At 69.0% G+C, this 12,089-nt stretch carries 10 protein-coding genes; 2 read left to right on the top strand and 8 right to left on the bottom strand.

Annotated features, from left to right (window positions below; translation table 11 throughout):
- Window positions 1-20: 20 nt before the first annotated feature.
- The 5 genes from AC0QTQ_RS05560 to AC0QTQ_RS05540 form a co-directional block, all read right to left on the bottom strand.
- On the bottom strand, window positions 21-1,031 hold the full coding sequence (locus AC0QTQ_RS05560) for a sugar ABC transporter substrate-binding protein (protein ID WP_121530351.1): 1,011 nt from the start codon (window positions 1,029-1,031) through the stop codon (window positions 21-23).
- Between the two features lie 80 nt (window positions 1,032-1,111).
- Window positions 1,112-2,557 carry a xylulokinase gene (xylB, locus tag AC0QTQ_RS05555; RefSeq protein WP_480258639.1) on the bottom strand — a complete coding sequence of 482 codons (1,446 nt, stop codon included), beginning with the start codon at window positions 2,555-2,557 and terminating at the stop codon, window positions 1,112-1,114.
- A gap of 86 nt (window positions 2,558-2,643) precedes the next feature.
- Window positions 2,644-4,173, bottom strand: coding sequence for a glycerol-3-phosphate dehydrogenase (glpD, locus tag AC0QTQ_RS05550; protein WP_480258638.1), 1,530 nt, complete (start codon window positions 4,171-4,173; stop codon window positions 2,644-2,646).
- Entirely contained in the window at window positions 4,166-4,981 is an 816-nt protein-coding gene (locus AC0QTQ_RS05545) for an HAD-IIB family hydrolase (protein ID WP_113900935.1), read from the bottom strand. Before AC0QTQ_RS05545 ends, glpD begins: the two co-directional genes overlap by 8 nt.
- Complete coding sequence (locus tag AC0QTQ_RS05540) at window positions 4,981-6,321, bottom strand: sn-glycerol-1-phosphate dehydrogenase (protein WP_480258637.1); 1,341 nt, start codon at window positions 6,319-6,321, stop codon at window positions 4,981-4,983. The genes AC0QTQ_RS05545 and AC0QTQ_RS05540 overlap by 1 nt, the downstream gene beginning before the upstream one ends.
- Before the next feature lie 172 nt (window positions 6,322-6,493).
- Between AC0QTQ_RS05540 and AC0QTQ_RS05535 the strand changes: the two genes are divergently transcribed.
- Complete coding sequence (locus AC0QTQ_RS05535; RefSeq protein WP_480258636.1) at window positions 6,494-7,495, top strand: sugar-binding transcriptional regulator; 1,002 nt, start codon at window positions 6,494-6,496, stop codon at window positions 7,493-7,495.
- A 109-nt stretch (window positions 7,496-7,604) separates the two neighbouring features.
- Here the strand turns inward: AC0QTQ_RS05535 and glyS are convergent, their stop codons facing one another.
- Window positions 7,605-9,821, bottom strand: a complete 2,217-nt coding sequence (glyS, locus tag AC0QTQ_RS05530; RefSeq protein WP_480258635.1) for a glycine--tRNA ligase subunit beta — start codon at window positions 9,819-9,821, stop codon at window positions 7,605-7,607.
- A gap of 1 nt (window position 9,822) precedes the next feature.
- A complete protein-coding gene (locus tag AC0QTQ_RS05525; protein WP_480259196.1) occupies window positions 9,823-10,299 on the bottom strand; it encodes a DUF6446 family protein in 477 nt (158 codons plus the stop codon).
- A 120-nt stretch (window positions 10,300-10,419) separates the two neighbouring features.
- Between AC0QTQ_RS05525 and AC0QTQ_RS05520 the strand changes: the two genes are divergently transcribed.
- A complete protein-coding gene (locus tag AC0QTQ_RS05520) occupies window positions 10,420-11,052 on the top strand; it encodes a MarC family protein (RefSeq protein WP_480258634.1) in 633 nt (210 codons plus the stop codon).
- A 21-nt stretch (window positions 11,053-11,073) separates the two neighbouring features.
- Here AC0QTQ_RS05520 and AC0QTQ_RS05515 read toward each other — a convergent pair whose 3' ends face one another.
- Window positions 11,074-12,012 (bottom strand): glycine--tRNA ligase subunit alpha, encoded by a 939-nt coding sequence (locus tag AC0QTQ_RS05515; RefSeq protein WP_480258633.1) that lies wholly within the window; start codon window positions 12,010-12,012, stop codon window positions 11,074-11,076.
- Between the last annotated feature and the right edge of the window lie 77 nt (window positions 12,013-12,089).

Below are 12,089 nucleotides of genomic sequence, written 5' to 3'. Positions count from 1 at the left end.
CACCCGCGGCCCGACCCGGGTCAGAGCGCGCGGGTCCAGCCCAGCTCTCCGGCGCGCCCCGGCACGTCGTAATCGTCGGGAATGCCGTCCTTCAGCATGTCCTTGGTCACCGCATAGGTCGGGGTGATGATCAGCCGCGGCGCCTTGCGCCCGGCCAGCACCTCATGCGCATAGAAGACGCTGGCATAGGCCATCTCGTAGAAGCTCTGCGCCATCGACAGCTTCAGCGGCGTGTCGGCGGCAATGTAGTTGAAGGCCTGCGAGCCGCCGTCGATGCCGGTCAGGATCAGATCGGCCCGCCCTGCGGCACGGGCGGCGAGCGTGCCCTCGACCGAGGCGCCGTCCCAGGCGCACCAGATCGCGTCGACATCGGGGTTCGAGGTCAGGATGTTGTCGACCGCCTGACGCGGCGTGACGTTGCCGGCCAGCGCAAAGGCCCATTCGGTGACGATCTCGATCCCGGGATAGCGGCGCAGCGTCCATTCCATGCCGTAGGTGCGCTGATCCCAGCTTTCGTTTTGCGGCAGCATCACCCGGGCGATCTTGCCCTTGCCGTTCAGTGCCTTGCAGATGAACTCGGCGGAATACTGGCCCATGCCGAAGTTCGAGGACATCGCGGTGGTGGTGACCATCGCGCCCGGCACCGAGCTGTCGGCACAGAACACCGGGATCCCCGCGGCAATCGCGCGCTGCACCGCCGGGGCGATCGCCACCGCATCGGCCGGGGTGACGAAGAGCGCCTCGGGCTTCGAGGCGACGAGCGAGTCGATCTGGTCGGACTGCACCCGCGCGTCAAAGCCCGCGTCGGTGGTGGTCAGGGAACCGCCCAGCTCCTTCACCGCGGCGTTGAACCCGTCCTGCAGGTGGCGGCCCGAGTCATAGGTCGTCCAGCCGAGCGAGGCGGCGAACTTGCGGTCGGCGGCGGCGGCGCGCATCTCGCGCGGCCAGAGCGCGGCCGATGCGGCGAGCGTTGCCGCCCCGGTCAGGAAGGCACGGCGGCCAAGGCCCGCGCCGGTGAATTCTTCGGTCATGTCGTCTCTCCTCCACTGTTGCACCGCCCTGTTCCCGGGCGGGGTCCTCGGCCGGCGCCCCGCAAGGCGCCCGCCCTTCGTCAGCACAGCGCCGCGACCGTCCTCCAGCGGTCGTAGGCCTGTGCGTAGCCGTCGGCATGGGCGGGCTCGGGGCCGATCGCCTCGCGCAGCGCCGGGCGGCGCAGCACGGTGTCGGGCGCCGCCCCGCTCGCCGCGATCATGCCGAGCCGCGCCGCCCCGAAGGCCGCGCCAAGGGCGCCGGTGCGCGGCACGTCGAGCTCGACGCCGAGCGAGGTCGAGATCATCGACAGCCAGGGGCGCGAGCGCGAGCCGCCGCCGATCGCCAGCAGCCGGCGCAGCTCGGAGCCGCCCGAGCGGAAGGCGTCGGCGCATTCGCGCAGCGCGAAGGCCACGCCCTGCATCACCGCCTGCGCCATCGCCAGATCGTCGTGCTGATGCGCCAGGCCGTAGAAGCCGCCGCGCACCGAGGCGTCCGAGCGCGGCGACCAGCAGCCGTCGAGGAAGGGCACGAAGATCAGCCCCGTCGCCGGCAGCGGCGCCTCGCCAAGCGCCCGGGCCAGCTCGCCGGGCTCGCGCTTGAGCCGCGCGCCGAGCCAGGTCAGGCAGGAGGTCGCGGACAGCAGCACCGACATCTGGTGCCAGCGGCCGGGGACGGCATGGCACAGCGTCTCGATGGCGAAATCGCCGGCCGGGCGCGGGCTGTCGTTGGCCACGAACAAAACCCCCGAGGTGCCGAGCGACACGGTGCCGTCGCCATCCTCGATCACTCCGGTGCCGCAGGCGCCGCAGGCGTTGTCGCCGCCGCCGCCGGCGATCACCGGGCGACGGTGCATGCCCCAGCGGGCGGCGAGCTCGCGCCGCAGCCGGCCCGAGACCTCGGTGCCCTCGACCAGCTGCGGCATGTGCGAGCGGTTCAGCCCCGAGGCCTCGAGCATCCGGTCCGACCAGTTCCGCGCCGCCAGATCGACCCACATCGTGCCGCTCGCGTCGGCGAGGTCGGTCGATTTCTCGCCCGACAGCCGCAGCCGCACATAGTCCTTGGGCAGCAAGACCTTGCGGATCTGGCGATAGGTCTCGGGCTCGTGCCGGCGCAGCCACAGGATCTTGCTGGCCGTCACCCCGGGCGTCGGCCGGCGCCCGACGCGGGCCACCAGATCGGGCACCCCCGCCATCAGCTCGTCGCATTCGGCGCCGCTGCGGGTGTCGTTCCACAAGATCGCCGGGCGCAGCGGCTGATCGCGTGCATCGAGCACGGTCGCGCCATACATCTGCCCGGACAGCCCGATCCCCTCGACCGCCGCCATCGCCGCCGGATGCTCGGCCGCAAGGCTGTCGAGCGTCTCGCTCACCGCCTCCCACCACAGTTCGGGGTCCTGCTCCGACCAGCCCGGCCGGTGCCGGTTCACCTCGAGCGGCCGCGAGGAGGCCTCGCCGATCACGCTCTGGGCGTCATCCATCAGGATGCACTTCACCCCCGACGTTCCAAGGTCGATCCCCAGAAACATCGCGTCTCCTCCCTGTTGCTCGGCCGCCTCCCGTGCGGCCGGTTGGATCAGAGCGCCCCGGGCCTCCACTCCCGGCGCGATCGCGCTCAGGCGCTCTGACGTTTCGGCATCTGTCCTTCCATGTAGCGCTCGAGCGCGGCGACCTCGTCCGGGCTGAGCACAAGGCCCAGCTTCGAGCGGCGGAACAGGATGTCCTCGGCGCTGCGCACCCATTCGTGCGCGCGCATGTAGTCGACCTCGCGCGCGGTCAGACCGCCGCCGAAGGCCTCGCCCAGATCGGCACGGCTGCGGGCCCCTCCCAGAACCCGTCGCGCCCGCGATCCGTAATAGCGCAGCAGCCGGGTCGCCTCGGCCTGGGCCAGGAAACCATACTCCGCGCGTAGCGCGTCGCGCTCGGCGTCGAACGCCAGCGGCGCGAAATCCCCGCCCGGCAGCGCCTTCTGCCCGGTCCATCCCGCCGGCAGCCGCGGGCCTCCCTCAGGATCTCCGAGGCACGAAGCAATGCGCTCCAGCGCCGATTCGGCAAGTCGGCGATAAGTCGTGATCTTGCCGCCGAAGACCGACAGCACCGGTGCCTCGGCCCGGGTGTCGAGCTCGAGCACGTAATCGCGGGTGGCCTTCTGCGCCTCGGAGCTGCCGTCGTCATAGAGCGGGCGCACCCCGGAATAGGTCCAGACCACATCGGCGGGCGTGACCGGGCGCTTGAAATAGCTGCTCGCCAGCGTGCACAGATAGGCGATTTCCTCGGGCGAGGCCGCGACCTTGGCCGGGTCACCCGGATAGTCGCGGTCGGTGGTGCCGATCAGGGTGAAGCGCCCCTCGTAGGGGATGGTGAAGACGATCCGGCCGTCGCCGTTCTGGAAGATGAAGCACCGATCGTGGTCGTAGAGCTTCGGCACGATGATATGCGAGCCCTGCACCTGCCGCACCCGCCCCTTCGGCGGGCGCCGCGCGATGGTGCGCGCGACATCGTTCGCCCAGGGACCGCCGGCGTTGATCAGCATCCGCGCCTCGACCACCTCCTCGCGACCGCTCTCGCCGCGCAGGGTGACGCGCCAGCCGCCGCCCGGGCGCGGCTCGGCCTTGGTGCAGCGGGTGCGCACCCGCACCGTCGCACCGCGCTCGACCGCGTCGATGGCGTTCAGGATCACCAGCCGGTTGTCCTCGACCCAGCAATCCGAATATTCGAAGCCAAGCGTCAGCCCGTCGCGCAGCCCCTGCCCGATCGGCCCCGACTTCAGGTCGACGCGCGCGGTGCCGGGCAGCAGCTTGCGCCCGCCGAGGTGGTCATAGATGAACAGGCCAAGCCGCAGCAGCCAGGCCGGCCGCATCCCCTTGCTGTGCGGCAGCACGAAGCGCAGCGGGCGCACGATATGCGGCGCGATGTTCCACAGCACCTCGCGTTCGATCAGCGCCTCGCGCACCAGCCGGAACTCGTGATGCTCGAGATAGCGCAGCCCGCCGTGCAGCAGCTTGGTCGAGGAGGACGAGGTCGCCCCACCGAGATCGCCCTGCTCGCACAGGACCACCGAATAGCCCCGCCCGACCGCGTCGCGCGCGATGCCGCAGCCGTTGATGCCGCCGCCGATGATGAACAGATCGACCATGTCAGGCATCGGCCGCCTCCGGCACCCGCGCGCCAAGGATCCGCTCGGCGATCTCGACGAACCCCGCGCCCCCTTCCGAGCCTGCGACGAAGGCCGGCGGCGTGAAGCTGCCCGGTGCGAAGTCGCGCACATTCGCCACGCCGCAGCTGTTCGGGAAGAAGCCGAACATCGGCCCGTCGTTCGGGCTGTCGCCGGCAAAGATCACCCGCGCCCGCTCGGCGTCGATGTCGAGCCCGAGGATGTCGCGCGCGAAGATCCGGGTCATCGACAGCTTGTCGTAATCGCCGAACCAGCCGTTCACATGGATCGACGACAGTTTCGCCACCGCCCCCGCCTCGGCGAAGATGTCGAGGATGCGCTGCACCTCGGCCTCGGGCAATGCCGGCACGTCCTCGCAGAAGTCGATGGCGAGATCGGCCTCGCGGTAAAGCTGGTCCGAGGCGATCCCCGCCCCCGGCACCTCGCGCAGGATCCGCTCGCGCAGCGCGCTCAGCCGGGCGCGGTTCGCCTGACGCTCGGCCTCGGAGGCAAAGAAGCGCTGCCGCATCACCCGCGCCGTGCGGTCATAGCTGAAGTAGAAGGCGCCGTTCTCGCCCACCACCCCGGCGACCGGCCAGAACCGGGCGATCATGTCGCACCAGCCCGCCGGGCGGCCGGTGATCGGCACCACCGCAAGCCCGGCCTGCGCCAGCCGCTCGAGCGCCCCATAGGCGGCGGCGGGCAACTGCCCGTCGGTGGTCAGCGTGTCGTCGATATCGGTCAGCACCGCGACGCAACCGCGCAGCGCGGCCGGGTCGAGCTCGGCAAGCGGTCGCATCAGACTTCCTCCTCGATGAAATCGTCCAGAATGCCGATGTCCTCGGCCAGATCGAGCAGCGAATAGCGGTCGCGCATCTCGCGGCAGTGGCGCAGCGCCTCGATATAGAGGTCGCGATCGAGGCCGATCTCGGCCGGCGTCGCACCGCCGCCGGCCGCGCGCAGATGCGCCGCCATCTCGTCCGGCGGCAGCATCATCGCGCCAAGCGTCGCACGCAGCTCGGGCCAGATCGCGGCAAGCTTGACGTTGAAGGCCTCGGCCTGACCGGCCGTCATCGCCTTCGCCCGGCTCGCGGTCAGGCAATCCTCGACCGCGGCGGCCGGATAGCGGGCCCGGATCGCCGCCTCGTCGGGCTGCCAGGGCCGCAGCCGCGGCGCCTCCTCCATCGCGAGAATCCGCGCCTGCAACCGCGCCATGGTGACCGAGGCAACGCCGACCTGCTGGCCATGCACCGTGCCCGGATGCCGCGCGCCGGCAAAGCTGTCGATCCAGTGCGAGATCTGATGCTCGCCCATCGAGCCCGGGTGGCTCATCCCCACCACCGCGATGCCCAGCCCGCCAAGCGTCAGCAGGCGCTGCAGAGACCCGATGGCGTCATGGTCGCGCGCACCGAGCCCCGCACTGCGCGCCAGAACCGCCGCCTCGTCCTCTTCCTGCAGCAGATAGGGGGCGGTGGCATAGCGCGTGCCCAGCATCACATGCGAGAAATACCAGTCGACCTGCGCGGTGGGGCGGCACAGGCTGTCACCGAGCCCCGCCCCGATCAGGTATTGCGGCGCCGCGGCCGAGACCCCGATGTCGATGAAGACGCCGCGCGCGGCATGGGCCTTCTGCGTGGTCTTCAGCCCGGAATCGAGGGTGATCGAGGCGGTCGACGAGGTGTATCCGTTCATCGAGGGCGCGGTGCCGAAGACGCTGTAGGCCCGCCCGTCGCGGAAGGTCGCGTATTTGCACAGATCGTTGATCGTGCCCGAGCCGACGGCGATCAGCGCCTCGACATCGCGGGTCTCATCGCTCAGCGCCCGCACCTGCGCCTCGTCGGCATGCGGGTGATCGAGCACGACAAGCCGTGCCTTCGCCCCCATCGCCCGGGCAACCTCCGCCCCCATCGCCTCGGCGGTGTCGGCATCGCAGACCACGGCATAGCTCCCGGCCCGCATCACCCGCTCGACCAGATCCCGCGCCCCGGCGGCAAACCCGTCGCCGATCTCGATGCAGCGGAACGGCACGGTGACCGCAGCCCCGGTGTCCGGGTCCTGCCAGCGGCCGGTGGTGACGTCTTCGATGAGGGCATTCCAGCCCCCGGTCGCGCTCTCGCGCGCCGTCAGCGGCAAGCTCATCTGCTCCTCCCAAGCAAGTGCTCTCCCTTGATGTGAAAGTTGCCAGACGACTCTGTCATTCGTCAACAACAATTTTCACGCAACGTCGGCATTTGCCAAAACGCCCACTTTCATGCGAGACTGCCCGACAGGTCGGGGCGCATTTCGGCCCCGACCGACGAAGGGAAAAGGCATGGCGAAAAAAGCGGATTTGATCGAGACGACCGAGCCCCGGACCGGCCGGCGCGCCGTTCCGGCGCAATTCGGCATGGACGAGGTGCTCTGGGCGGCATGGCTCTATTACGAGCAGGGGCAAAAGCAGGACCGGATCGCCGAGGAGCTCGGGATCTCCCGCGCCTCGGTGTTCAACCTGCTGCAGAAGGCACGCGACGAGGGGGTGGTGAACATCTCGATCGACCCGACGCGAATCGCCGGCATGGCGCTGTCGCTGAAGATCTGCGCCGCGACCGGCCTTTCGGAATGCTACATCCTGCCGCGCCAGCGCGAGGGCGAGGGCGGATCACTGCATGGCCAGATCGGCCATCTCGCGGCACGGGTGCTGGAAAACCGGCTGCGGCCCGAGGACACGATCGGCGTCGCCTGGGGCCGCACGGTGCTCGCGCTCTCACAACACCTCAGCGCCATCGCCTGCCCGACCGTCACCGTGGCGCAGATCACCGGCTCCTCCGCCGCCACCTTCGACTTCTCGCCGGTGCTGTGCACCTCGAACATCGCGGCGCGGCTGAACGCGCGGGCGATCAACCTGCACGCGCCGGGCGTCGTCTCCTCTCCGCATGTGAAGGAGATCCTGATGCACGAGCCGGCGATCCGCGACCATTTCGCGCTGCTGCGCGGCTGCACCAAGGCGGTGTTCGGCGTCACCCAGCTGACCGGCGAGACGCTGCTGGTGCAGGGCGGCTTCATGACCGAGGCCGAGCTGGCCGCCTATCGCGACCTCGGTGCGGTGGGCTTTGCCGCGGGCTATTTCTTCGATGCGGAAGGCAGGATCGTGCACAGCGAATTCGACGGCCGCCACATCACCATGGCGCTCGGCGACCTGCTGCAGGTGCCCGAGCGGATCTGCATCGGCGGCGGTCCGGAAAAGGTGGAGGCGATCCGCGCCATGCTGCGCGGCGGGCTGGCGAGCGTCCTCGTCACCGACGAGGCGACGGCCCTCGCCCTCGCGGCCGCCTGAGGGAACACCCCGGGGCCTTCATCTTGCCCGAAATACCTCGGGGGGCCTGCCAGCGGCAGGCGGGGGCAGCGCCCCCTCCCCGGCCGGGGAAGGGGCGCCGCGCCGGGGCTCAGCCCTCGATCTTCGTCAGGTCGGCGACGCTCAGGCAGATCTGGCGGATGCGCGAGAGCAGATTGAGCCGGTTGCGGCGCAGGATCTCGTTCTCGGCATTGATCTGCACCGCGGTGAAGAAGGCGTCGATCGGTGCGCGCAGGGCGGCCATCGCGGCCATCGCGGCGCCGAAATCCTCGGCCGCCATCGCCGGCCCGATCGCCGCCTCGGCGGCATCGAGCGCGGCGAACAGCGCGGTCTCCTCGGCCCCTTCGGCGAATTTCGGATCGGCGCCGAAGCTGTATTCGACCCCGTCCTTCGCCTCGGCCTGGCTGAGGATGTTGTTGGCGCGCTTGAAGCCCTGGATCAGGTTGCCGCCATCCTCGGTCTTGAGGAACGCCGCGAGCGCCTCGGCCCGCTTCACCACAAGCGTCAGATCGTCATTGCCCGGCATCGCCAGAACCGCGTCGATCACGTCGTGGCGGATGTTCTGGTCCTTCATGAACACCTTCAGCCGGTCATGGAAGAAGGCGAGAAGGTCGGCAACTGCCGCCCAATAACTATCGAAAACAACACGCTGCCTGTGGTCAGCAAGTTGTTCCTGCGCGGCACGAATACGAACGGCAAAGTGGCCGTCGGCTTGAAGCCCCGCCAACAGAGCTGACACATAGCCTTCGCCAACTTTCTCCGCAGCGACTAGCCCAAAATATCGCTCGGACATGTCATAGGCTACCCCCAACAGTCCGATCCGCAGCCTGTTCGCGAGCACCAGCCGGATCACGCCAAGCGCCGCGCGGCGCAGCGCGAAGGGGTCCTTCGAGCCCGTGGGCTTCTCGTCGATCGCCCAGAAGCCGGTGAGCGTGTCGATCTTGTCGGCCAGCGCCACCGCCACCGTCACCGGCTCCGAGGGCACCTCGTCCGAGGGACCAAGCGGCGAGTAATGGCCCTTGCAGGCATTCGCAACGGCCTCGGGCAGGCCCGCGGCCTTGGCATAATAGCTGCCCATCAGGCCCTGAAGTTCCGGGAACTCGCCGACCATCGCCGAGCGCAGGTCGGATTTCACCACCCGCGCGGCCTCGGCGGCCAGATCGGGCTGCGCACCGACCATCGGCGCGATCTCCTGCGCCAGCGCCTCGATACGTTCGATCCGCGCCGCCTGGGAACCGAGCTTGTTGTGGAAGGTGACCTGGGCCAGCCCCTCGCCCATGCCCTCGAGCCCCTCGGTCTTCACGATCCGCAGGTCGTGTTCCCAGAAGAACTTGGCATCCGACAGCCGCGCCGACAGCACCTTGAGGTTGCCCTTCAGGATCGTCGCGCCATGATCGGCGGTCTCGCGGTTCGCCACGGTGACGAAGCCCTCGATCCGGCCGGTCTTCGGGTTCTTCACCGAGAAGAACTTCTGGTGCTCCTTCATCGAGGTCTGCAGCACCTCGGGCGGCAGGCCGAGGAAGGTCTCGGCGATGTCGCCCATCAGCGCGACCGGCCATTCGACCAGCCCCGCGACCTCGGCCAGCAGGCCCCGGTCCGGCACCAGTTCGAGCCCGCGCGCGAAGGCGAGCGTCTGCGCCTCGTTCCACAGGATCTCCTCGCGCTCGGCACTGTCGAGCACGACCTTCGCCGCCTTCAGCTTGGCGACGTAATCGTCAAAGCCCGTCACCGCGAAGCGGCCCGGCGCCATGAAGCGGTGGCCCTCGGTGGTGTTGCCCGAGCGGATGCCCTCGACCTCGAGGTCGACGACCTCGGCGCCGGCCTCGGTGGTCAGCAGGCACAGGATCGAATGCAGCGGCCGCACCCATTTGAGCGTGCCCGAGCCCCAGCGCATCGACTTCGGCCAGGGGAAGGTGCGGATCGTCTTTTCCAGCACCTCGGCGACGATCTCGGGCGCGGTGCGGCCGGGCTTCTCGACCACGGCGAAATAGACCTGGCCCTTCTTGTCGTCGCGCACCTCGAGCTGGTCGAGCGTCAGGCCGGTCGAGCGCAAAAAGCCCTCGATCGCCTTCTCGTTCGCGCCGGTCGAGGGGCCCTTGCGCTCTTCGCGCAGCGTCGGGCTCTCGGCGCTCAGCCCCTCGAGGGCGAGCGTGAGGCGCCGCGGCGTCGAGAAGGCCGCGGCATGACCATAGGTCAGGCCGGCCTCGACGAGACCGTCGGTCACCAGCTTCTTCAGCGCTTCACGCGCCCCCGGCTGCATCCGCGCCGGGATCTCCTCGGAGAAGAGTTCAATCAGCAGATCGGGCATGTCACTTCCCCGCTTCGTCATTCAGTTGCTGCCAGGCATAGGCCCGGCCATCGGGATAAATCGCCACCACGCGGTCGACGCCGGGGTGGATGTCGTGTTCGGACAGGAAGGCCACCGCCCGGCCGGTCTCGATGTCGGCGCCGATCCGGGCCGCGTCGAAACAGGAGAACCAGCCCGGCGCGTTGAGCGGCGTGGCCTTGTCATAGACGGTGAAGGTCTCGGTCAGCAGCGCAAGGCTCATCGGCGTGCGGAAGCAGCCGCGATAGCGCAGCGGCGAGCTGTCGGCGTCGATGCCCTGGAAATCCTCGGCGAGGATCGGTTCGGGCGCGCCGGTCTCGATCGCGGTCAGCCGCACCTCGGCGGCAGGCGCCGCCGCATCGACCGCGTGATAATAGCCGTAGACCTGCAGATAATAGACCGCGGCCCCGGTGATCAGCGCGCTGAACACAAGAAAGCCTCCGACATATCGTCCCCTGATCGCCATACCCGTTGCGCATACAGGCCCGTCCGCCGCCGCGCAAGCGCGGGCAGGAGGATTTTGCACAATCGGCCCCGTGCCGTTAGACAGAGGGCACCCGCCCCCCGCAGGAGAACCGGCTTGGACAGCGCATTCTTCGTGAAATCGCTCGGCGCCCTTTTCGCGATCATGAACCCGTTCATGGCGCTGCCGATGTTTCTCAGCCTTACCGCGGGCTATGACGGTGCGGCGCGGCGGCGCACGGCGCTGGCGGTGATCGGCTTTTCCGCGGCGATGTGCCTGCTGGTCGGGGTGGCGGGGATCGGCGTGCTCTCGGTCTTCGGGATCAGCGTCGACGATTTCCGCGTCGCGGGCGGGATCGTGCTGATGATGATCGCGCTTGGCATGCTGAACGGCAACGGCATGGCGGCCCATACCGGCAGCCAGGCCGAGCGGGCGGATCATGTCGATCTGGAAACCGTGGCCTTCTATCCGATGACCTTCCCGATGATCATCGGCCCGGGCACGATCACCACGCTCGTCATCTTCACCGGCCGCGCCACGGGCCCCGCGCAGGTCGGGGCGCTGGCGCTTGCCGTAACGACAGTGCTGGCGGCGACGGCCGTGGTGTTGCTCGCGGCCGACCGGATCGGCCACGTGATGTCCCAGCGGCTGCGGGTCATCATGACCCGGCTGATGGGGATGATCCTCGCCGCCGTGGCGGTCGACATGGTGGCGACCGGGCTCAGGGCGCTGCTGCCGGGGCTGGGCTGAGCGCCCTGCCCCGCGCAGAGGTCACGCGGCCGCGTCGGGCGTCCAGCCGCCGGCGGTGGTCTGCACGAAGGCATCGGCGCATTTCTTCGCAAGCGCCCGGACCCGGCCGATATAGGCCTGCCGCTCGGTCACCGAGATCACGCCGCGCGCGTCGAGCAGGTTGAACAGATGCGAGGCCTTGATGCACTGGTCATAGGCCGGGTGCACCATGAGGATGCGCTTGCCCGAATTCGGGTCCTCGGCCGGGAAGGACAGGAGCCGCTCGCATTCCGCCTCGGCATCCTCGAAATGGCGCAAGAGCATCTCGGTGTTGGCCGCATCGAAGTTGTGGCGCGAATATTCTTCCTCGGTCTGCCGGAACACGTCGCCATAGGTCAGCGGGATCGGCGCGTCGGGGGCGTTGAACGGCATCTGCATGACGTGGTCGATGCCGAGCACATACATCGCAAGGCGCTCGAGCCCATAGGTCAGCTCGCCCGAGACCGGCTTGCAGTCATGCCCGCCGACCTGCTGGAAATAAGTGAACTGGCTGACTTCCATGCCGTCGCACCAGACTTCCCAGCCCAGGCCCCAGGCGCCGAGCGTCGGGCTTTCCCAGTCGTCCTCGACGAAGCGGATGTCGTGCAGATCAAGGTCGATGCCGATCGCGGCGAGCGAACCGAGATAGAGCTCCTGCAGGTTCGAGGGGCTCGGCTTGATCAGCACCTGATACTGGTAATAGTGCTGCAGCCGGTTCGGGTTCTCGCCATAGCGGCCATCGGTCGGACGGCGCGAGGGCTGGACATAGGCCGCGGCCCAGGGGTTCGAGCCGAGCGAGCGCAGCGTGGTCGCCGGGTGGAAGGTGCCCGCGCCCACCTCCATGTCATAGGGCTGCAGCACCGCGCAGCCTTTCGAGGCCCAGTAATTCATGAGCCGCAGGATGATTTCCTGGAACGACCGCGGAGCGACAGGGTTCGACATGGCTTCCCTCTGGTTCAAAGCGCCTTCTCTCTAGGCAAGCGCCGGGCAAGGGTCAACGCCCCGCCCTGCCCCCGCGC

It is taken from the genome of Paenirhodobacter sp. YD-8, assembly GCF_056590935.1.
The sequence above is the reverse complement of the archived record's forward strand: the minus strand, read 5'-3'. Positions and strand labels throughout refer to the sequence as shown.